Origin of the sequence: uncultured Marinococcus sp. (assembly GCF_947493875.1) — a bacterium.
In the GTDB taxonomy this organism is placed as follows: Bacteria; Bacillota; Bacilli; order Bacillales; family Marinococcaceae; genus Marinococcus.
Genome location: NZ_CANLSU010000013.1, coordinates 18,914 through 38,755, shown reverse-complemented (window position 1 = coordinate 38,755; position 19,842 = coordinate 18,914). Strand labels below are relative to the sequence as shown.

The window sequence follows — 19,842 nt, the reverse complement described above, 5'->3', positions numbered from 1 at the left end:
ACCATGATGAAGGCTATTTTGTTTGTTGGACACGGAACGAGAGTCCCTGAAGGTAATGAACAGGTAAAAGCTTTTACAAAAAAAGCGGGAGCCGCTTTCCCGGAATACGAGCAGAAGACCTGCTTTCTGGAATTGGCAGAGCCGGATATCGTAACAAGTGCTGTGGAGTGCATTGAAAATGGCGCCGATACCCTGGCAGTTGTGCCTGTGCTTTTGCTTTCGGCTGGTCATATTAAAAAGGATATCCCGGAAGAGCTCGAAAAGGTACAGCAAATGCACCCTGAAGTAACTATTCAGTATGGTGACCCTTTTGGTGTTCATGACCGTATTAACGATCTTCTTCTGGACCGTCTCCGTGTAAAGGGCTGGGTTCCGGAGGAAGAAGCAGTCGTCCTGTTTGTAGGCAGAGGGGCGAAGGATCCCGGAGCCATCGAAGACTTTTACCGTATTGCCGGGGAGCTTGAGAAGCATACCGGCCGCTCAAGGGTGGAAACAGCTTTCCTTGCCGCCGCCGAGCCGGGTTTTCAGGAGAAAATGAAAGAGCTGGCTGAAGGCACACGCCCCGTGTACATTCTCCCCTATTTAATGTTTGTCGGCCTGCTCATAAAAGAAATGGACGAAGCAGCAGCCCATTATAATCAGGCTAAACCCGGACATTTTACGAGGTGCGACTTTTTAGGCTTTGACGAGCGGCTGCTCCCGGTGCTTGAATCCCGTGTCGCTGAAACGCTTGAGAAAGACGCAGGCATTCATGTCTGACTTTCTTCTTCCGTTAGCTGTGAGTATGCACAAAACAAAAGCCGTAATCATCGGTGGCGGTAGCGTGGCAGAACGCAAAGCCGGGAAGCTGTTAAAGGCGGAAGCTCTCGTTACAATTGTGGCCCCGGAGCTTTCTTCCGGGCTGAAAAAGCTGTGGGAAGAAAAGAAGGTGGGCTGGAAGCAAAAAACGGTCGAACCGGAGGATCTGGATAACGCCTGGCTGATTGTTTCCGCTTCCGGGGACAAGGCAGCCCAGCAAATGATTGCGAGGCATAAGCATCCCTGGCAGCTGGTAAACGGTGCCGATAATCCTTCAATCGGCAATGTAGCTTTTCCGGCTTCGTTTATGGAGGACGGGGTGCAGATCTCCATTTCAAGCGGCAGCAATAAGCCGGCAAGCGTAAAGGAATGGAAGCAGTATCTCCAGCGTCTTGTAAAAAAACGGTGAATCCTGCAGGTGTAATTTTAAAAGCAGCGGGTATACAGTAATAGTCACAGCATTTACAGAAAGAAGGTATACAACAATGGATTACGTAACTTTAAACAATCAGCTGCAAATGCCTCAGCTTGGCTTTGGTGTTTTTCAGGTAAGTGATGATGAAGCTGAACGGGCTGTCGCTCATGCACTGAAATCCGGCTATCGTTCAATCGATACGGCAATGATCTACAAAAATGAAGAAGGAGTCGGCCGCGCGATTAAAGCAAGCGGGATTCCAAGAGAAGAGCTCTTTATTACGACAAAGGTATGGAACTCTGATCACGGCTACGAAAACACACTGAAGGCATTTGACGCCAGCCTGGAACGCCTGGGACTCGATTATGTGGATTTATATCTGATTCACTGGCCAACGCCGGCAAATGACGATTATGTAGAAACGTACCAGGCGCTTGAAAAGCTTCACGAAGATGGCAAGGTAAAGGCTATCGGCGTAAGTAACTTTGAAGTGGAGCACCTGGAAAGAATTTTAAACGAATGCACAGTGAAGCCGGTATTAAACCAGGTGGAATGCCACCCTTACCTGGCTCAGAATGAATTAAAGGATTACTGCAAAAGGAAAAACATTTATGTGGAAGCATGGAGCCCTATCATGCAGGGTGGAGAAGTGCTGAATGATGAACACATTCAAAGCATTGCAGAAAAGCATGGGAAAAATCCTGCCCAGGTCGTTCTGCGCTGGCACCTGCAGAATGATACGATCATCATTCCAAAATCAGTGACACCGGAACGCATTGAAAGCAACATCGATGTATTTGACTTTACGCTTGAGGATGAAGATATGGCGACCATTAACCGTCTGGATAAAGGCGCCCGTAAAGGACCAAAACCGGCAGAAATCAACTAAAAAGAAATCCAAAAATCTTCCGGTCAAATTGGCCGGAAGATTTTTTAAAATAAGCATAGAGTATATAAGCAGCTGAAGAAGCTGCAGCCAGGTCTTTTAATCAAAGGTGGGTGTTTATGTTTTCCATTCCTTCTATGAAGCTTAAGCTTCTGAATGCTTTTGCCCTGGCGGTAGTTATTGCTGTAAACGGGCTTGCCAACGCCCTGCCGTTAAACGGCCAGACTACCGGCAGCATATCAGACAGCCTCAATGTATTATTCACCCCGGCAGGCTACGTCTTTTCGATATGGGGAGTTATTTATCTGCTGATGATTTTATGGGTGCTGCGTGCTTTTTTCGCAAAACCGACGGAGGAGCACATATATGCCGGTATCGGCTATACATTTATTCTGTCCTGTATATTTAACGTGTTATGGCTGTTTTTATTTCATTATGAAATATTTTACGGCACGATGGCGGGTATTCTGGGACTGTGGCTCAGTCTGGGGATTATCTATATGAAAATTAAAACGAGTCCCCGCCGCGGGCTTTTGCTGGTGCCCATCAGTGTGTATTTTGGCTGGGTTACGGTCGCTTCCATTACAAACATTGGTGTTGTACTAACGGCGAATGGCGTGCGCGGATGGATCATCGACGGCAGCTGGTGGACTGCTCTTGCGATTGCCGCAGCTTCTGCTGCCGTGATTTTATTTTACCGAAAAACGGGTGACATTTTATATACGCTAGTGTTTATTTGGGCGTTTGCCGGTATTTTTGTTCAGCGCTGGCAGGAAGTGGATCTGGTAGCCTGGACAGCAGCAGCGGCTGCATTGGTTCTGTTTGTCCAGCTGTTTTTCCGTCCGAAACGTAAATTCACTTATTTGTAACCATATTAGGTGATTAACATCAAAAAAGGAAGGGAAAATAGAACTTGATTACAAAGTTGGAAGTTCGTATAGAGTCAAAGGTTTCCGGCAGCCTTTCAATACGAAATGAAAGTCCAGCGGAATTGCTGGACTTTTTGATTGAATCCGGAATTACTTAATGTTGAGGTGATCAGGTTGGAAAATAAGCTTTACGATATAGCGGGAATCGGACTCGGGCCATTTAATCTTGGCATGGCCGCCCTGCTTGAACCAGTGAACGATATAGAAGCCGTGTTTCTAGATGAAAAAGATGAATTTGCCTGGCATCCGGGAATGCTGCTTGAAGGCACAGTGCTGAATTCTTCGTTTCTTGCTGACTTGGTGACTTTTGCCGATCCGACGAGTCGTTTCACGCTGTTAAATTATTTGCACAAGCATAACCGCATGTTTCAGTTCTTTTTTAACAAGCAGCTGAAGGTTCCAAGAAGGGAATATGATTCCTATGGAAAATGGGTAGCCGCCCAGCTTCCGTACTGTCTGTTCGGCCAGCAGGTACTTGAAGTTGCTGACAGCAGCTGGGACGGGGCCTCCTGCTACAGAATTACGACGGAAAATACGGGCAGTGGCGAAAAGGAATATTTTTATACGAAAAACGTAGCGGTAGGAACAGGAGCAGCACCGATGCTTCCTCCTAATATTGAAAGGCAGCAGAGTGATGACATTTATCATGCGGCCGATTATTCCTTTCGCAAAGAGGAGCTGAAGAGCGGAGACGAAGTTACCGTTGTGGGCTCCGGTCAGAGTGCGGCAGAGATTTTCCATGACCTTCTGCAGGACCAGAAGCATTTTCATTATAAGCTCAATTGGTTTACCCGCTCCCCTCAGTTTTTCCAGGCTGAGGACGCGAAGGTCGCCCGCGAAATTTTCTCCACGGATTTTGTCGAATATTTTCGTTCACTTGATATTAAAACAAGGCTCGAAACACTGCCCGAGCTTGACCATGCGAGAAAGGGCATTGAGCAGCCCACGCTTGAAAAAATATACGATCTTCTTTATCATCGTTCTATCGAACGTGAAGATCCAAACGTTGTTCTCCAGGCTGCCACTGAGCTGTCAGATATTCAGTCAGTGGAGGGGGGCTATCAGCTGAAGCTCCGTCAATGGCAGGAGGATAAAACGTTCCGCTGTTTTTCGGATAAAGTCGTGCTTGCCACCGGTTTTCAGCCGAGCGTCCCGGAGTGGATTCAGGAATACGGGGAGCTCGTGGAAAAGGAAGACGCGGACCATTATATGATTGATGATTATTACCGTCTTCAATTCAAAGACGGGCGTGACAATCATATATACATGCTCACAAATATTGATCACTCACACGGCACAGCTGCGACGAACTTATCTTTATCCGTCGTAAGAAATCAAACCATCATCAATAATCTGTGCGGCTTTGAGCGCTATCCGGTGCAGAAGGATACGGTATTCCAGCGTTTTTCAGCAAAAGAAGAATAAGGAAATGGACGTCTCTGCTGAGTGGGAGGCGTTCTTTTTTCCGCAGGGAGAGAGACAAATGGCGAAAAAGAAATGGTATGTAGTATGGAAAGGAAAAAAACCGGGCATTTACAGTACCTGGGCTGAATGCGAAAAGCAGGTAAAGGGCTTCAAGGGAGCGAAATTTAAGTCATTTCCTTCGTATGAGGAAGCGGAGGCGGCTTTTAACAACTTCGCAGCAAAATCTGAAACTGAAAACGGCAGTTACATAACCGAGAGTATTTCCGTAGACGCCGGATCCCACGGTAATCCGGGACCGGTAGAATACCGGGGCGTCTACACGAAAACAGAAGAAGTGGTATTCGCCCATCCCGGATTTAAGAAAGGCACAAACAATATGGCTGAATTTCTTGGAATAGTACATGCTCTCCAATATTTGAAGGAACAAAAAAGTGCCATGCCTGTGTATTCGGATTCAGCGACAGCCATCGGCTGGGTCGAAAGGAAAAAAGCGAATTCGACGCTAGTAAGAGATGCGGACAGCCGGGAAATCTGGGAAGATATCCGTCGGGCAGAAAGCTGGCTGAAGGAGCATACGTGGGAAAACCCGATTTATAAATGGGATACAAATAACTGGGGAGAAATTAAAGCGGATTATCAGCGTAAGTAAAGAAAGAAGGGGAATCATGAAACTGAGCATACTCGATCAATCCATCATGCCCTATGGAGAAACACCGGAAAACACATTCGCCTGGACCGGGGAATATGCCCGGATTGCTGAAGAACTCGGATACCACCGATTCTGGGTCTCTGAGCATCACGGCACAAAGCATATAGCCGGGAGTGCCCCGGAAGTATTAATTGCCCATCTGGCTGCATGCACGACGCGTATAAAAGTTGGGTCCGGTGCGGTACTGCTTCCGCATTACAGCGCGTTTAAGGTAGCTGAAGTATTTGAGGTGCTGGCTTCGCTTTACAAGGGCCGCATTGATCTGGGTCTCGGCCGGGCGCCGGGAGCGATGCCGAACGTGACCCGGGCCTTACATGAAGGTGGATCAAGAAATGCAGCCAGGTATCCCGGACAGCTGAAAGAGCTGCTTACTTTTTTGTCCCCGGAAGGAAATAAATACGAAGGGCTGTACGATCACGCTCCGGTGACGCCACGGGCACAGGTGAAGCCGGAAGTCTGGATTCTCGGCTCAAGCCGGGACAGCGCTAAAACAGCAGCAGAAAACGGACTGCCGTTCTGCTTTGCCCACTTTATTAATCCGGATGAAGGCTTTCAGGCAGCTGATTATTATCATGAGCATTTCCAGCCGTCTGGCATCTGTCAGGCTCCCTATTTTATGCTGGCGGTCTCGGCCATTGCGGCAGAGTCCGAACAGCAGGCAGAGGAATGGAAGGCTGTGGGGGATTACGTCTCATCAGTAACCGCTAAGGGTCTCGGTCTGCTCGGTGTACCATCGTATGAAATGATCAAGGACGTTACGTATATGGACGAAGAAAAAGACATGTTTCAAAAGAGCCGGTACCATAACGCGATTGGAACGATAGACCAGGTGGAAGACAAGCTCAAATGGCTTGAAAAAGCTTATGGCGCTGAAGAAATTATGACTGTGGGCTTTACCCCTTCATTTGAAGAAAAGGCCGCTTCGATGCAAAGGATTGCCGACCGGTTTAAAATAAACAGCCGCCAGGTTTAGAATGAGCCGCGACTTGGGTAAACTTATCTGTGTGATCAAAGATTATATCCAGGAAAGGTGATATATGATGAGTAAAATAGCAGTAGTCCTTACAGATCTTTTTGAAGATGTGGAATTCACAGATCCGAAAGAAGCATTCGAAAAAGAAGGTCATGAGCTTACCGTAATCGAAAATGAAAAAGGCAAAACAATCACCGGTAAACAGGGAGAAGCGAAGGTAACCGTTGACGCTTCTATTGCAGATGTGAAGCCGGAAGATTTTGATGCTCTCCTTATTCCAGGAGGATTTTCTCCGGATCAGCTTCGCGGCGATCAGCGTTTCGTAGATTTTGCCAAGTACTTTATGGATCATGATAAGCCGGTATTTGCGATCTGCCACGGTCCACAGCTGCTTATTACAGCCAAAGCGCTGGAAGGTCGTAACGCGACAGGATTTAAATCCATCCAGACAGACATGGAATACGCGAAGGCAAATCTTCATGATGAAGAAGTAGTCGTATGCAACAACCTGGTTACAAGCCGTGAGCCTGACGATATCCCGGCATTTAACCGCGAATCTCTGAAACAACTAGCATAATAAGAGCGAAAGGCCGGCTGGAAAGCTGGCCTTTTCTTATTGAATGAGATTACCAGAAGAAGATTCAGGGTGAGCACATAAACAGGAAATCACATGAAGAAATGTTATAATTGGCATTACATGAGAGATTGGGGTGAATAACATGGCAGAAGAACAAAACACGAAGCTTGCCACCTTTGCCGGAGGATGTTTCTGGTGTATGGTAGGCCCATTTGAGCAGGAAGAAGGCGTCTACGACATTATGTCGGGATATACCGGCGGGCATACAGAAAACCCTACGTACCGGGAAGTGTGTTCAGAAACTACCGGTCACGTAGAAGCTATCCAGATGAAATATGACCCATCGGTGGTATCGTATGAACGGCTGCTTGAAATATTTTGGCGCCAGATTGACCCTACAGATCCGGGTGGTCAGTTTAATGACCGCGGGGAATCATACACGACGAACATTTTTTATCACGATGAAGAGCAGCACCGGCTGGCAGAAGCCTCAAAGCAGGAGCTTGATGAAAATGGTCCGTTTAAAAAACCTGTGGTAACGAGAATCAGGGAAGCCGGAGTGTTTTATCCCGCTGAGGAATATCATCAGGATTATCACCACAAAAATCGTTTTCATTATATGATGTACCGGAAGGGCTCCGGCCGCGAAGGATTTATAAACAATTACTGGAGTGAGCAGAATGAGCACCAATAAAAAATACAGTACAGAAGAACTGAAGCAGCGTTTAACCCCGATGCAGTATGAAGTAACTCAAAATGACGCCACTGAGCGTCCGTTTGAAAATGAATACTGGAATCATAAAGAGGAAGGCCTGTATGTAGACGTGGTCTCTGGAGAGCCTTTGTTCAGTTCGAAGGATAAATTTGATTCCAACTGCGGATGGCCAAGCTTTACTATGCCTTTAAAGGAAAGCGAGGTTAAAGAAAACTTTGATGACTCGTTAGGGATGAGAAGAACGGAAGTACGCAGCGACGAAGCAGATTCTCACCTTGGACACGTATTTCCGGATGGTCCTGAACCAACTGGCTTGCGGTATTGCATCAATTCAGCCGCCCTCAAATTTATCCCGGTTAATGAGCTTGAAGAGCAGGGTTACAGCGAATATCTGTATCTCTTCAAATAAAAAAGAGGTTTTTTCAGCCTGAAAAAGGGTAAAATATAATTTGGAAGGCTACAGCTATGAGAAAACATCAATTGCATTAAACAGACGACAGGAGGAATTTATTCATGGAACGCGTAAGAGAAAACGATCCTAAAGTACAGGAACTAATCGACGGCCTCAACGTCGACTTAGCACACGAATACGCAGCAGCTATCATGTATACAAACTATGCAGCAGTGGTTTCCGGCATTCATACTCCAATGCTCAGACCATTGTTTGAAGACGAAATCGGTGATGAGCAGGGTCACGCTCAATACCTGGCTTCTAAAATTCGTACGCTCGGTGGCACGCCGACTACAAAACCCGCTGATATTAAACAGACGTTCCAGGTTCGCGAAATGCTTGAAGCTGCCCGTGATGCTGAAGCAGACACAATTGAGCGCTACACTAAACGCGCCCAGCAGGCAGAAGAGCTGAACATGATCGAGCTTCAAAACAAACTTGAAGACCTCATTTCTGATGAGACCGGTCATAAAGAAGAAATTGAACGCATTCTCGAAGGTTCCGATCTGTAAAATACAGTAAAAAAAGCCGCCGAAAGGCGGTTTTTTATTATAGAAAGGTATTGTGCGAATGCTATTTGACAAAAAATTCAAAAAATAAAAGCTGGAATATATAAGGATGGCATGGAAATCTCCGGACAGCTGCCATCCCTGCAGCGATATTAATTGGCTCGTTTTTTTGTGCCCTGGCGGACATATACTTCTTTGGATTTTTTTTCATCAAGTCTGCGGTCGATTGAGTCAAGTGCCTGCTTGTTGCCTTTAAGCTCATTTTTATTTGCTTCCATTAAGTCTTCAAATGAAAGTCTCTGTGGTTTTCTCATGCGGACATCTTCCTTTCTTTCGATTATACGGCTGCTGACAATTAGTTTACCCTATATTACTCATTTGACAAACCATAAAATTATCAAAATGTGATAAAAAGCACGACACTTTTCCGGCAGGTAGATTTTTTTTGATAAGATAAAGTAAAAAAGAATAAATTCATGTAAAATGTGGTATAGGTAATAATATATGCAGAGTCGAAAGGATGGATAGTGATGACAGAGGAAAATGGAAACACAGCACTCAAAATCGGTTTAATTCTTGGAGGCGTCGTCTCCGTTATTGTCTTACTCAGCACACGTAAAACCCGTTCTCCTATTGTAGGAGGAACGAAACAAACAGCTTCTACATTGAACAGCACATCGCAATTTCTTTCAGAGAACAGGGAATCGATTATTTCCACATTAAGAGAAACCTCAAATTATTATTCTGAGCTGCTTCAGTCGGCAAGCACAGACATCCAGGAGATTGTGAACCGGGTGAACAGCCTGAAAGAAACACTGATGAAAGCAAAAACGACGACGCTTGAAACGACCGGCGAATTAAAAGAATTAAAGGAAGAAAGCACGGCTATTGAAGGCAGTTCTTCAAACAGCGGTTCAGGCCAGCTGCAGAGTGTTGAAAACACCCAGTCCTCTTCATAAAAAATGGCAGGTTCATTCATTTGAGCCTGCTTTTTTAATTGGTTTGCAAATATTACTGCATTTGACGTTTATCGTTCCTTTTCGAAGGAAATACACACTGTAGAATGATAATAGAATAGTTAACACAGTCACGGAAAGGGGCAACAGACAATGGGAATCACGAACAATTTGAAAAAGCTGAAAAATAAAGAGGATGAATATGGTTTTGTCTCCTTTTATCTGAACACAGATATTGGTGAAGGCGGACAGCCGAGCGAAGAGTGGAAAATTAAGTACAAGAAGGCTGTCAACGGCTTGAAGCAGTATGCAGATAAAAGCGAAACGAAAGATGAAAAAAACGCGATCAAAAAAATCACCGATGACATTGAAAAATACATTGAAGATCACCGCGATGAATTGCAGAAAAGCATTATCATTTTCGCTTCCGGTGACGGCTCGACCTGGGAATCGGACATTTTCCAGGTGCCGGTGGAAACAGAAGTTATGTGGGAGCCAACACCACAGACTGAGCAGCTCGAAAAGCTCGAGAAAACATTCCCGCCAACGGCAATTCTTCTTACAAACAAACAGGATGTTTATCTGATCGATACTTCCATGGGCGTAGTCCGCGAAGAAATGCAGTTCCACTGGGATGTGGACAAGGAAGACTGGCAGGAGTACAAGGGCACAGCATCGGCTGACCGTACTGCAGCAGGGTCGACCCAGGTGGATAAAGTCCAAAAGCGCTTTGAAGAAAACCGCCACCGTTGGTACAAGAGTTTGGCGCCTGTCATCAACAAACAGATGAAAAACCGCGGTCTGGATACAGCATATATTATCGGCGATAAAGAGTATGCCAAGGATCTCGAAGATAATATGGGTGAAAGAGTGAAAGAAGTTATTAATAAAAACTTGATCTCTACGCCAACACATGAAATCTTAAACGAAATTTATCCTGAAAACGTACGCTAAACAGTACGACTGCAGCAGCTGCTATTATAGCAGCTGCTTTTTTCATGAATAAAACAGCTTCAGGCTTCCGGGTATCTGCACATAACCCCTGAGTTTTTGATATAATACCTTTTGTTTGGAGATAGGCTTATATTTAGATAAGATACAACACGAAGGATACTATTGAAGAGGTGAATAGGATGAAGTTTTCGATGACTGATGGAGGATTCCAAACAAAAACAGACTACGGAGAGCTGTCTGTGTCGGGGGAGGAGGAGTATGGCTTCCGCCCTTTTCAGCTGATGACTTCTTCGATTGCCGTATGCAGCGGGGGAGTGCTCCGGAAAATCATGAACAAACGGCACCAGACAGTGCATGATATTCAAATAGAAGCAGAGGTAAAGCGGGATGAAAAGCAGGCAAATAAAATAACGGCTGTTCATCTGCACTTTATCGTAAAAGCAGAAAACGTAACAGAAGCTCAAATGGAAAAGAATATGGAGTGGACAAAGAAAAACTGTTCGATGGTTCAGTCAGTAAAAGACAGCATTGCGGTTACAGAAACATTCGAACTTCTTTCCAGCTAGCAGTGCGGGAGGTCTTGGAAGAGAATTGGAGAGAAAAGTATGGCAAACGCTGGACGTAACCAGTTAGATTTCACGGAAGGCAGTATCATGAAAAAAATGGTGATATTCGCCTTTCCTATTTTTATTGGGAACCTGCTTCAAAGCTCCTATCAAATTGTAGACAGTTTATGGGTTGGTAATTTAATCGGGGCAGAGGCCCTGGGGGCAGTTTCCCTGGCTTCCACCATTCTGTTTTCTGTGCTGTCTTTTATTATCGGCATCAACAGCGCAACGTTAACGGTGCTCTCCCAGAGGGTGGGGGCTGATGATGATGAGGGCCTGAAGCGTTCCCTGAATGCTTTTGTCTCTGTTTTAGGAACGCTTGCAATTGTACTTGGGGCGATAGGTTTTTTTGCAGCGCCTACCGTCTTAACTTGGATGGGCACGCCGCAGGATATCCTGGAAAGTGCAGTCATATACTTACGTATTAATTTTATCGGGATTGTCTTTTTATTTGGCTATAATTTTATAGGTACTGTCCTGCGTGCTGTCGGCGACAGTAAAACCCCGCTTCGCTTTATAATGCTAGCCGTTGGGCTGAATATCTTTCTGGATCCGTTGTTTATTTCAGGCTTTAATATGGGCATCCAGGGAGCAGCAATTGCGACGGTTATCTCTCAGGGAAGCGCGTTTGTATTCGGGGTCGTATATATGATTCTTGTAAAGGGGCTTCCGTTTGCCGTGCCAAGCATCCCTGAAAAAGCAGAATTTCAGCGTATTATGAAGCTCGGTCTGCCGGCTGGACTCTCCATGATGGCTATCTCCGGGGGGCAGCTTGCCATTATGACGGTAGTAACGTCGTTTGGATCTGTGGTGCTTTCCGGGTACGGAGCGGCCCAGCGGCTGGACAGTCTGATTATGCTTCCGGCAACAACGCTCGGTTCTGCCATTACAAGTATGGCCGGACAGAACATAGGAGCGAACCGGTGGGACCGTATCAGTTCAATTGCCAAAAATGCGCTAATTTTAATTCTCATCGTATCGATCACAATGAGCACTGCTGTCTTTTTACTGGCAGAATTTTTGATGGGGCTGTTTGTAAATGACGAGGCCACCATTCAATACGGTAAAACGTATCTGCAGATTGTCGCTTTCTTTTATCCATTTTTAGGAATAAATTTTGTGCTGAATGGTATTGTGCGCAGCTCCGGGGCGATGATCCAGGTGCTGGCCCTGAATATTATTTCTTTCTGGGTGCTTCGTTTTCCGCTTGCCTGGTTCTTTTCCGAAAGAATAGGAGAAAACGGGATTGCGCTCGGCATAGGAGCGAGCTTTGTGATCAGCGCTGTAATTGCGGTCAGCTATTATATATTTGGCGGCTGGAACCGTATTGATATCTTTAAAGAAGAAAAGAAAAAAGGAGGAGCTTGATGAGCACGCCCATAAACGACAAGAACCAGCAGCTTCAGTATATAAAACAGCGCCTGCAGCTGCTTTCGACAATGGTGGATAATATTGATCCTGAAGAAGGCTCCGAATCAGAAATGAAGAGGCTCGAGGAAATGGTGGAACAGCTGCGGATTAAATGCCGTCAGTTTCAGCCGGATTGGAAGGATGAGTAATGCCTGACGTTTATTTTATCCGTCACGGGGAATCGGAAGGAAACTATGCCCAGGTGCTTCAGGGCTCGATGGATTATCCATTGACCCCGCATGGACATGCGCAGGCAGAAGCGCTGGGCGGTTACTTTCAAGAGGTCCAGTTTGACGCTGTAATTGCCAGTGATTTAATGAGAGCCTCCGCCACAGCAGAGGCACTGGCAGGCTTTCAACAGGTAAATATATCCACCGACAAGCGGCTTCGCGAAGTACATTTAGGTGTTCTTGAAGGGAAGGCGAAGGAGGTTATTCAAAATGAATTCCCCGACCTTATCGGACGGGACCTTTTAACCGCTGAAGTGGAAGGGGCAGAAACAAAGAATGATCTGACGGAGCGGTGCGCCTGGCTGTACTATAAGCTGACCGAGGAATGGAAGGATAAAGACCAAATAGCGGTCGTTTCGCACGGAGGGTTTATTACGATTTTCTTTATGTATCTGTTGGCCAAAGACAACTGGGTATCGCTCGAGCGTTCCATGCGTATTGATAACACTGGAGTATCCCGGATCCACTTTCGAAAAAACCGCGCTTCTATTCAATACATCAACCGAATAACCCATTTGGAGTAATACGAAAAAAAGCAGGAGCTGGAGCTCCTGCTTTTAAACGTTTAGCCGTTGTATTCAATTGGGCCGTTTGGACCGAGCGGCAAGCCGGTGAGCATCCATACGACAAGCAGCAGGGACCAGAACAAAAGAAATGCGACGGAATACGGGAGCATAACTGCTATCAGTGACCCGATGCGCATGTTTTTGTCATACTGTTGGGCAAATGCGATAATAATTGCAAAATAAGTCATCAGCGGCGTAATAATATTGGTGGATGAATCGGCCACCCGGTATGCCATCTGCGTGAGTTCCGGTGAATAGCCAAGCTGCATCATAATTGGAACGAACACAGGAGCGAGTATGGCCCATTTGGCAGAGGCACTTCCGATAAACAGGTTGATAACCCCGACAATTAATATGAATACTAAAATTAAAGGAATGCCGGTGAGATTAACAGACTGCAAGAAGTCCGCGCCGTATACAGCCATGAATGTACCCAGGTTGGTTTCTTCAAAATAGGCCACAAATTGACCGGCCGTAAATGCAAGCAGAATGAACATGCCCATGCTCGCCATCGTGTCAGAAAGCTGATTAGCGACGTCCGTATCGTTTCTGATATTTTTTGTCACAATCCCGTATACAAGTCCGGGAATGAAGAAGGCTATAATAATTACGACAACGAGGGAGTCCATAAACGGTGATTGAACGATGGCTCCTCCTTCGCCGCGGAGCGGGGCATTAGATGGAACAATGAGCAGCGCAAGCAGAATAATGGTCAGAAGCGCTGACCCCATCGACCAGAAGATTCCTTTCTTTTCCGTTGCCGTTAAAGAAGTGAGACTTTCCCGGTAGTCACCCTTGTATTCTCCAAGCCGTGGCTCGACGACGAATTGACTCACAAGTGTACCTATGACTGCTAAGAAAAATGTGGATACAAAAATAAAGTAGTAATTCATCGCCAGATTCATCTGTTCGGCGTAGGCCGGATCGATGGTGGAAGCCGCCTGGATCGTCAGCTCACCGAGCAGGACATCTGTACCGGAAAGCAGAAGGTTGGCGCTGAAGCCTGCCGAAACCCCGGCGAAGGCAGCTGCAAGACCTGCGAGCGGATGCCTGCCGAGGGCAGCAAACAGGATAGCGCCCAACGGCGGAAGCACCACGTAGCCGGCGTCTGAAGCGACACTCGACATAATCCCGGCAAAAACAAGACCAAAAGTGATTAAAGATTTCGGAATAGACAGGATAAAACCGCGAAGCAGCACGCTTATCAGTCCGGTGCGCTCCGCAATGCCGATACCGATCATGGTAGCAAGCACCACCCCGAGCGGGGCAAAGTTAATAAAGTTGTCCACCATGCTGGTGAATATGTATTCAATTCCACTCGATGAAAGCAGATTGGTTACCTGAACCGTTTCTCCCTCTTCCCCGGGAGATTCCACCTGCAGCCCGGCAGCAGAAAGAATGGAAGATAATACCAATACAAGCGCAGCGAGAATGGCGAACAGAGTAACTGGATGGGGAAGCTTATTCCCAACTCGTTCAATCCAATTCAGCGACCGCTGCAGCATAGTCGATTTTGGTGCAGAAGAGCTCATAGTTTACCTCCTTATTTATTTGAAAACGACAAAAGTATTACAGGCACACAAAGATTATTGTAATGAATGAAAACAAGGGAAGAAAGCCGTTTCATCGAGAATAGGAAAATAGAATGGAAAGACTGATTAACAATTTATTTAAAATTAATGCTTTTATCCTAAAATGAAAACTGTGCTGAATTCTAAGTACATGAAGGAGCAGGTCGCATGAACAGGGACAAACGTGATAAAATAACAAAGCTTCATGAAAGGACGTAATTACCGTGCAGCAGATAACATGGCAGATCCCATCCGTATACGATGTTCAGCTGATGCTGAAACGGATGGCACTCGATCCGCTGTATAATGTAGACATCGATCAAAGACAGGTGAAGCTGCCTCTTTCGGGTGAGGGGCAGCTTGATACAGTAACCCTTATGTTTGCTGAGCATCCACCAGAGAGGTATGTATATATAGAAGCTCCGGAGAAGAGAGAGCAGGAAGCTCTGGACAAAATAGAGCATGTTTTTCGCTTTCGTCAGCCGCTTGAAGAGGCAGCCGGACATTTTCAGAAAACAGAATTAGAGCCGCTCTTCCACCGGTTTTACGGCGCGCCGCTCACCTGCGACTTTGACTTGTACGGCTGCCTTATAAAAACAATTATTCATCAGCAGTTGAACATGGCCTTTGCCTATACCCTTTCGACAAGATTTGTCCAAACGTACGGTACTTATAAAGACGGTGTGTGGTTTTACCCAGCGCCAGCAACGGTGGCATCTATTCATCCCGACGAGCTTCGAAATCTGCAGTTCAGCCAGCGGAAAGCGGAATATGTAGTGGATATTTCGAAAAGCATCGCAGAGGGCAGGCTTGATATTGATGCTCTTCAGCAAAAAACCGATGAAGAGGTCACACGGGAACTTACGAAGCACCGTGGGGTAGGGCCATGGACAGCAGAATGCTTTTTATTATTTGGCCTCGGAAGAGAAAACCTGATGCCGGCGGCTGATATCGGTGTTCAAAATGGATTAAAGAAACTGCTGGGGCTTGAGGCTAAACCATCTAAAGCGGACATCACAGAATGGTCCGGCCGGTGGAGCCCCTACAACAGCTATGCAAGTATTTATTTATGGCTTCATATAGAAACACCAGATAAAGGAGAAGATACACGTGCCGAAAAATGAAAAGTTTGAACAGCGCCAGCCGCTGCAGGAGGGTCAGGAATTTCCACTGACTATTAAACGAATAGGAATTAATGGAGAAGGAATCGGATATTTCAAACGTCAGGCCGTATTCGTAGAAGGCGCCCTTCCGGGAGAGGTGATTGTTGGCCAGGTCGAAGAAGTAAAACGGAACCGGGCGATTGCGAGTATTAAGTATATCCGGGAAGCTTCGCCGAGCCGGCAGAAAGCTCCATGTCCGGTGTATAAAATCTGCGGGGGATGCCAGCTGCAGCACGCTGAATACGACGAACAGCTGTGGATGAAGCAGGATCTGGTGCTGCAGTCATTTGAACGGTACGCTCCCTTCGTGCCGGAAATTCGTGAAACGATCGGTATGGAAAATCCCTGGCGGTATAGAAATAAAAGCCAGTGGCAGACAGGCGAAGGAAAGAAAGGACGAGTGGAAGCGGGGCTGTATTCGAGTGATTCCAATCAGCTGGTTGACCTCACCAACGTCGGCTGTATGGTGGAAAAGTCGATTTTAAATAAGATTACAAAAGCAATTACCGTATTTATGAAGGATGAAGAGGTGCCTGTACACACGAGTAAACAAAAAGGGGTTAAAACCATTGTCGTGCGGGCAAATGAACAAAAAAGCGAGGTTCAGGTGACACTCGTAACTTCTTCGGTGGATCTGCCGGAGCAGGAAGAGCTGGTGGATTTTCTCCGTTCTTCTTTCGCAGAAATAAAATCCATCCATCATCATGTGCAGAATGAAAGCAGCCCGACTGTTTTTGGTGGTACGACCAAACGGCTGTGGGGCAAGGATACAATCAAGTACAATATGCAGGACTTTTCATTTCATTTATCCCCGGAAGCATTTTTCCAGCTGAACTCGGAGCAGGCCTCCACGCTTTATGATGAAGCGAAAAAAGCAGCGAAGCTTACCGGCCGGGAAAAGGTGGTTGATGCCTACTGTGGCAGTGGCACGATCGGCCTTTGGATGTCCTCAGATGCTAAGGAAGTACGCGGCATGGATATGATTAAAGCAAGTATTCAGGACGCTAACAAAAACGCTAAACAGGCAGGAGCTTCCCACGCCAGGTTCTATCACGGCAAAGCCGAAGAAATGATGCTGCAGTGGCAGAAGGAAAACTGGAGCCCGGATGTAGTAGTGGCGGATCCACCGCGCACAGGCTGCGGGGAGGCACTGTTGAACACGATTGGGAAAGTGAAGCCTAAACGCTTTGTTTATGTCTCCTGTAATCCGTCCACCCTGGCCAAGGATGCTGCGTACCTGAAAAAAGCAGGCTACCATCCAGAATACGCCCAGCCGGTGGATATGTTCCCGCAGACATCCCAGGTGGAATCTGTAGTACCGTTTGTATATAAACCGGAGAAAAAAGGAAAAAAATAAATATGCGTGGTGAACAGCAATGTGTTTGTACTGGCTCGGTATCAGTCTGATTGTCTCCATTATTCTTACCATTCTGGCAAACCTGCTGCTCTACCTTTTTTTATAAACCAGGAAAGGAGAGCACACACCTATGTTTGAAAAGCAGCTTTGGCAGCATGCTGCCGAGTCATTAAACGAATTTGCCGACTTTATCAGTGAAGCACTCGGAGGCCCTGTGACTATTGAGGATTCAACGCACCGTCTGCTCGCCTACAGCGGGCATCCCCAGGTCACTGACGGAGCACGTACAGCGACAATTATGGGGCGGCGGGTGCCGGAAGAGGTGATTCACCGTCTATGGAATGAAGGAGTGATTCCAAGCCTTCACCAGCAGAGCGAGCCGGTCTCCATTTCCGCTATTGATGAAATAGGACTCGGAACCAGAATGGCGGTAGCTGTTAAGGAACAGCAGACGGTAATAGGCTATATTTGGGTGGTAGAGGGTGAAACGCCTTTTTCAGAAGAGGCAAAGCAGGATCTTCATTCAGCAGCTGTGGTCTGTGGTGAGCGTTTCCGACGGAAGTTTCATCCGAGAAATCCGGCCCAGCAGGATCATCAGGAATATTTCTGGCGTCTGTTAACCGGGGATGAGACCGATGAGCAGGCAGTAGAGCGTCAGATGCTTCGTTTTTTCCCGGGAAGGCCGCAGCAGTATTCCATCGTAATCATGGAGTTTTCGACACAGCTTGAACACAATACCTGGGAGCGGCTCACTTATCTGCTGACGATTTCGCAGCGGGTAAAGGTGATGCTTAAAACATATGACCAGCACCGGGCTATTCTCATGCTGTATGGACTTGAAAGCAGAAATATAGAAGCAACAATCTCAGCATTTTTGCGTCAGATGCATGAGCTATGGCACGAACGGTACGATGATACTCTAACGGCTATTGCTGCCTCTGAAATCTGTCATCAGTATATGGAAGTGGCGGGTGGATACAGGCAGGCACTGGCCATGCTTGATTTAAAAAAACAGGTTCGTCAGCTTCCCTCCCATTATTACTTTCTGCATGAAGCAGGCTATTACCGTTTTTTTCCTGTGCTTATACAGAAATGGGAGGAAGAAACATTTACACATCCTTCTCTTAAAAGCTTATCCGATTACGATGCAGAAAATGAGACGGAGCTTTTAAGCACGCTTTACATTTATCTCAGCGAAGACTGCAATGTCAATGCGGCTGCCAGGTTGCTTCATGTGCATCCGAATACGCTGACCTATCGTTTAAAAAGAATGCAGGCCATTGCAGGTGTGAGTCTCTCCAGTGCCCATGAAAAATGGACGCTGCTGCTGGAATTGGAACTGCTGAAAGAAAAACACACAAACCCATTGTGAAAAATCACAAATGGATAATGGAAATATTATTTTAATCCGCCAATGCTTATAGTCCGGAAACACGCTATACTAATAGAAAAGGTATTAGAGGAGGCGATGTGTCGTGATTATAGGGATTCCCAAAGAGATAAAAAACAATGAAAATCGAGTAGCGATTACGCCAGCCGGAGTTGTGCATTTAACACAAGCGGGTCATCAAATACATGTCGAAAATCATGCCGGGGAAGGCAGTGGATTTTCGAATGAAGAATATGAATCAGCCGGGGCAAAAATTATTCCGGAGGCTGCAGACGTATGGAAGCAGGCAGAGATGATCCTGAAGGTCAAAGAACCTCTGGCTTCGGAATATCAGTTTTTCCGGGAAAACCTGATTCTGTTTACCTATCTGCATCTTGCTGCTGAGCCTGAACTGGTGAAAGCATTGACCGAAAGCGGCGTCACTGCAGTGGCTTACGAGACAGTTGAGGAAAACCATACATTGCCTCTTTTAACACCGATGAGTGAAGTAGCAGGAAGGATGGCAGCCCAGGTTGGAGCGCAGTTTCTGGAAAGCGTGCATGGGGGCAAAGGCGTCCTGCTTTCGGGAGTACCCGGAGTGAAAAAGGCCAACGTAACGGTGATCGGCGGAGGGGTTGTCGGAACGAACGCTGCACGGATCGCCCACGGGCTCGGGGCCAACGTAACAATTATTGATTTAAACCCGGCGAGACTCCGTCAGATTGATGAAGACTTTGGTGGCCAGATTCAGACACTGAGCAGCAACCCTCTGAATCTGGCAGAAGAAGTGAAGCGGTCGGATCTGGTGATCGGGGCTGTTCTGATTCCTGGAGCCAAAGCGCCGAAGCTGGTGACAGAAGAAATGGTGAAAAGTATGGACCGTGGCTCTGTTCTGATCGATGTGGCGATTGACCAGGGGGGCATTATTGAAACGGCTGACCAGGTAACGACGCACGACCAGCCGACATATGAAAAACACGGTGTGGTGCACTACGCTGTAGCAAATATGCCGGGGGCGGTCCCAAGAACGTCTACAATTGCTTTAACCAATGTAACCATCCCCTATGCGCTTCAGATCGCAAATCAGGGCGCGGCAAAAGCTCTGACCCATAACCCGACGCTTGGCAAAGGTTTGAATACAGCGCAGGGGAAAGTAACGTATCAGGCAGTGGCAGAGGATTTAGGTTATCCTTACGCATCGTTAGACGAAATACTTCCCATGTTGTAAAATGTGGAACGGGGCGCCGGCGCGGATGCCCCGTTTTCTTGTG

Annotated in this window: 23 protein-coding genes; 21 read left to right on the top strand and 2 right to left on the bottom strand. The window is 46.7% G+C overall.

Features of this window, described 5'->3' with window-relative positions:
* Window positions 1-6 precede the first annotated feature (6 nt).
* The 11 genes from Q0757_RS16030 to Q0757_RS15985 all read left to right on the top strand — a co-directional run bounded on the left by Q0757_RS16030 (window position 7) and on the right by Q0757_RS15985 (window position 8,390).
* Window positions 7-759 carry a sirohydrochlorin chelatase gene (locus Q0757_RS16030; RefSeq protein WP_298789128.1) on the top strand — a complete coding sequence of 251 codons (753 nt, stop codon included), beginning with the start codon at window positions 7-9 and terminating at the stop codon, window positions 757-759.
* Window positions 752-1,207 (top strand): bifunctional precorrin-2 dehydrogenase/sirohydrochlorin ferrochelatase, encoded by a 456-nt coding sequence (locus Q0757_RS16025; RefSeq protein ID WP_298789127.1) that lies wholly within the window; start codon window positions 752-754, stop codon window positions 1,205-1,207. Before Q0757_RS16030 ends, Q0757_RS16025 begins: the two co-directional genes overlap by 8 nt.
* A gap of 76 nt (window positions 1,208-1,283) precedes the next feature.
* Window positions 1,284-2,102 carry an aldo/keto reductase gene (locus Q0757_RS16020; protein WP_298789126.1) on the top strand — a complete coding sequence of 273 codons (819 nt, stop codon included), beginning with the start codon at window positions 1,284-1,286 and terminating at the stop codon, window positions 2,100-2,102.
* Between the two features lie 116 nt (window positions 2,103-2,218).
* Window positions 2,219-2,968: a TspO/MBR family protein gene (locus Q0757_RS16015; RefSeq protein ID WP_298789125.1), complete on the top strand. Its 750-nt coding sequence runs from the start codon at window positions 2,219-2,221 to the stop codon at window positions 2,966-2,968.
* Between the two features lie 174 nt (window positions 2,969-3,142).
* A complete protein-coding gene (locus Q0757_RS16010; RefSeq protein ID WP_298789124.1) occupies window positions 3,143-4,453 on the top strand; it encodes a lysine N(6)-hydroxylase/L-ornithine N(5)-oxygenase family protein in 1,311 nt (436 codons plus the stop codon).
* Window positions 4,454-4,511: 58 nt separating this feature from the next.
* A complete protein-coding gene (locus Q0757_RS16005; RefSeq protein WP_298789123.1) occupies window positions 4,512-5,102 on the top strand; it encodes a ribonuclease H family protein in 591 nt (196 codons plus the stop codon).
* Between the two features lie 16 nt (window positions 5,103-5,118).
* Entirely contained in the window at window positions 5,119-6,135 is a 1,017-nt protein-coding gene (locus Q0757_RS16000) for an LLM class flavin-dependent oxidoreductase (RefSeq protein ID WP_298789122.1), read from the top strand.
* Between the two features lie 64 nt (window positions 6,136-6,199).
* Window positions 6,200-6,712, top strand: a complete 513-nt coding sequence (locus tag Q0757_RS15995) for a type 1 glutamine amidotransferase domain-containing protein (RefSeq protein WP_298789121.1) — start codon at window positions 6,200-6,202, stop codon at window positions 6,710-6,712.
* Between the two features lie 142 nt (window positions 6,713-6,854).
* On the top strand, window positions 6,855-7,406 hold the full coding sequence (gene msrA / locus Q0757_RS17040; RefSeq protein WP_319632173.1) for a peptide-methionine (S)-S-oxide reductase MsrA: 552 nt from the start codon (window positions 6,855-6,857) through the stop codon (window positions 7,404-7,406).
* Complete coding sequence (msrB, locus tag Q0757_RS17035) at window positions 7,393-7,836, top strand: peptide-methionine (R)-S-oxide reductase MsrB (RefSeq protein ID WP_027847418.1); 444 nt, start codon at window positions 7,393-7,395, stop codon at window positions 7,834-7,836. The genes msrA and msrB overlap by 14 nt, the downstream gene beginning before the upstream one ends.
* A 104-nt stretch (window positions 7,837-7,940) precedes the next feature.
* Window positions 7,941-8,390, top strand: coding sequence for a ferritin-like domain-containing protein (locus tag Q0757_RS15985; RefSeq protein ID WP_298789120.1), 450 nt, complete (start codon window positions 7,941-7,943; stop codon window positions 8,388-8,390).
* Between the two features lie 149 nt (window positions 8,391-8,539).
* On the opposite strand, the gene Q0757_RS15980 is transcribed toward Q0757_RS15985, so the two are convergent.
* Complete coding sequence (locus Q0757_RS15980) at window positions 8,540-8,701, bottom strand: FbpB family small basic protein (protein ID WP_298789119.1); 162 nt, start codon at window positions 8,699-8,701, stop codon at window positions 8,540-8,542.
* Between the two features lie 216 nt (window positions 8,702-8,917).
* Here Q0757_RS15980 and Q0757_RS15975 point away from each other — a divergent pair, with 216 nt between their 5' ends.
* From Q0757_RS15975 to Q0757_RS15950, 6 genes are all read left to right on the top strand, one after another.
* Window positions 8,918-9,346: a hypothetical protein gene (locus Q0757_RS15975; protein ID WP_298789118.1), complete on the top strand. Its 429-nt coding sequence runs from the start codon at window positions 8,918-8,920 to the stop codon at window positions 9,344-9,346.
* Window positions 9,347-9,496: 150 nt separating this feature from the next.
* Window positions 9,497-10,297, top strand: coding sequence for a VLRF1 family aeRF1-type release factor (locus tag Q0757_RS15970; protein WP_298789117.1), 801 nt, complete (start codon window positions 9,497-9,499; stop codon window positions 10,295-10,297).
* Window positions 10,298-10,488: 191 nt separating this feature from the next.
* Window positions 10,489-10,863 carry an OsmC family protein gene (locus tag Q0757_RS15965; RefSeq protein ID WP_366139547.1) on the top strand — a complete coding sequence of 125 codons (375 nt, stop codon included), beginning with the start codon at window positions 10,489-10,491 and terminating at the stop codon, window positions 10,861-10,863.
* Between the two features lie 39 nt (window positions 10,864-10,902).
* Window positions 10,903-12,273, top strand: a complete 1,371-nt coding sequence (locus tag Q0757_RS15960) for an MATE family efflux transporter (RefSeq protein WP_298789115.1) — start codon at window positions 10,903-10,905, stop codon at window positions 12,271-12,273.
* Complete coding sequence (locus Q0757_RS15955) at window positions 12,273-12,464, top strand: SE1561 family protein (protein ID WP_298789114.1); 192 nt, start codon at window positions 12,273-12,275, stop codon at window positions 12,462-12,464. Before Q0757_RS15960 ends, Q0757_RS15955 begins: the two co-directional genes overlap by 1 nt.
* Window positions 12,464-13,069 carry a histidine phosphatase family protein gene (locus tag Q0757_RS15950; RefSeq protein ID WP_298789113.1) on the top strand — a complete coding sequence of 202 codons (606 nt, stop codon included), beginning with the start codon at window positions 12,464-12,466 and terminating at the stop codon, window positions 13,067-13,069. The genes Q0757_RS15955 and Q0757_RS15950 overlap by 1 nt, the downstream gene beginning before the upstream one ends.
* Window positions 13,070-13,110: 41 nt before the next feature.
* On the opposite strand, the gene Q0757_RS15945 is transcribed toward Q0757_RS15950, so the two are convergent.
* The gene (locus tag Q0757_RS15945; protein ID WP_298789112.1) at window positions 13,111-14,643 is read right to left on the bottom strand and encodes an AbgT family transporter; all 1,533 of its coding nucleotides are present in this window, start codon (window positions 14,641-14,643) and stop codon (window positions 13,111-13,113) included.
* A 263-nt stretch (window positions 14,644-14,906) separates the two neighbouring features.
* On the opposite strand from Q0757_RS15945, the gene Q0757_RS15940 reads away from it, so the two are divergent.
* The 4 genes from Q0757_RS15940 to ald all read left to right on the top strand — a co-directional run bounded on the left by Q0757_RS15940 (window position 14,907) and on the right by ald (window position 19,799).
* Complete coding sequence (locus Q0757_RS15940) at window positions 14,907-15,806, top strand: DNA-3-methyladenine glycosylase (protein WP_298789111.1); 900 nt, start codon at window positions 14,907-14,909, stop codon at window positions 15,804-15,806.
* A complete protein-coding gene (rlmD, locus tag Q0757_RS15935) occupies window positions 15,793-17,202 on the top strand; it encodes a 23S rRNA (uracil(1939)-C(5))-methyltransferase RlmD (protein WP_298789110.1) in 1,410 nt (469 codons plus the stop codon). The genes Q0757_RS15940 and rlmD overlap by 14 nt, the downstream gene beginning before the upstream one ends.
* 130 nt (window positions 17,203-17,332) lie before the next feature.
* Window positions 17,333-18,574, top strand: coding sequence for a CdaR family transcriptional regulator (locus Q0757_RS15930; RefSeq protein WP_298789109.1), 1,242 nt, complete (start codon window positions 17,333-17,335; stop codon window positions 18,572-18,574).
* Between the two features lie 103 nt (window positions 18,575-18,677).
* Window positions 18,678-19,799 (top strand): alanine dehydrogenase, encoded by a 1,122-nt coding sequence (gene ald, locus Q0757_RS15925; RefSeq protein ID WP_298789108.1) that lies wholly within the window; start codon window positions 18,678-18,680, stop codon window positions 19,797-19,799.
* Window positions 19,800-19,842 lie beyond the last annotated feature (43 nt).

What these genes read in the sequence shown, in the direction of transcription:
- Q0757_RS16005 (WP_298789123.1), top strand. Translation starts at nt 4,512, where the DNA reads ATGGCGAAAAAGAAATGGTATGTAGTATGGAAAGGAAAAAAACCGGGC.
- Q0757_RS15975 (WP_298789118.1), top strand. Translation starts at nt 8,918, where the DNA reads ATGACAGAGGAAAATGGAAACACAGCACTCAAAATCGGTTTAATTCTT.
- msrB (WP_027847418.1), top strand. Translation starts at nt 7,393, where the DNA reads ATGAGCACCAATAAAAAATACAGTACAGAAGAACTGAAGCAGCGTTTA.
- Q0757_RS15965 (WP_366139547.1), top strand. Translation starts at nt 10,489, where the DNA reads ATGACTGATGGAGGATTCCAAACAAAAACAGACTACGGAGAGCTGTCT.
- Q0757_RS15970 (WP_298789117.1), top strand. Translation starts at nt 9,497, where the DNA reads ATGGGAATCACGAACAATTTGAAAAAGCTGAAAAATAAAGAGGATGAA.
- Q0757_RS15945 (WP_298789112.1), bottom strand. Translation starts at nt 14,643, where the DNA reads ATGAGCTCTTCTGCACCAAAATCGACTATGCTGCAGCGGTCGCTGAAT.
- Q0757_RS15930 (WP_298789109.1), top strand. Translation starts at nt 17,333, where the DNA reads ATGTTTGAAAAGCAGCTTTGGCAGCATGCTGCCGAGTCATTAAACGAA.
- Q0757_RS15960 (WP_298789115.1), top strand. Translation starts at nt 10,903, where the DNA reads ATGGCAAACGCTGGACGTAACCAGTTAGATTTCACGGAAGGCAGTATC.
- Q0757_RS15985 (WP_298789120.1), top strand. Translation starts at nt 7,941, where the DNA reads ATGGAACGCGTAAGAGAAAACGATCCTAAAGTACAGGAACTAATCGAC.
- Q0757_RS16020 (WP_298789126.1), top strand. Translation starts at nt 1,284, where the DNA reads ATGGATTACGTAACTTTAAACAATCAGCTGCAAATGCCTCAGCTTGGC.
- msrA (WP_319632173.1), top strand. Translation starts at nt 6,855, where the DNA reads ATGGCAGAAGAACAAAACACGAAGCTTGCCACCTTTGCCGGAGGATGT.
- Q0757_RS15980 (WP_298789119.1), bottom strand. Translation starts at nt 8,701, where the DNA reads ATGAGAAAACCACAGAGACTTTCATTTGAAGACTTAATGGAAGCAAAT.
- Q0757_RS15995 (WP_298789121.1), top strand. Translation starts at nt 6,200, where the DNA reads ATGATGAGTAAAATAGCAGTAGTCCTTACAGATCTTTTTGAAGATGTG.
- Q0757_RS16030 (WP_298789128.1), top strand. Translation starts at nt 7, where the DNA reads ATGAAGGCTATTTTGTTTGTTGGACACGGAACGAGAGTCCCTGAAGGT.
- Q0757_RS15950 (WP_298789113.1), top strand. Translation starts at nt 12,464, where the DNA reads ATGCCTGACGTTTATTTTATCCGTCACGGGGAATCGGAAGGAAACTAT.
- Q0757_RS16015 (WP_298789125.1), top strand. Translation starts at nt 2,219, where the DNA reads ATGTTTTCCATTCCTTCTATGAAGCTTAAGCTTCTGAATGCTTTTGCC.
- Q0757_RS15955 (WP_298789114.1), top strand. Translation starts at nt 12,273, where the DNA reads ATGAGCACGCCCATAAACGACAAGAACCAGCAGCTTCAGTATATAAAA.
- Q0757_RS16000 (WP_298789122.1), top strand. Translation starts at nt 5,119, where the DNA reads ATGAAACTGAGCATACTCGATCAATCCATCATGCCCTATGGAGAAACA.
- Q0757_RS16025 (WP_298789127.1), top strand. Translation starts at nt 752, where the DNA reads ATGTCTGACTTTCTTCTTCCGTTAGCTGTGAGTATGCACAAAACAAAA.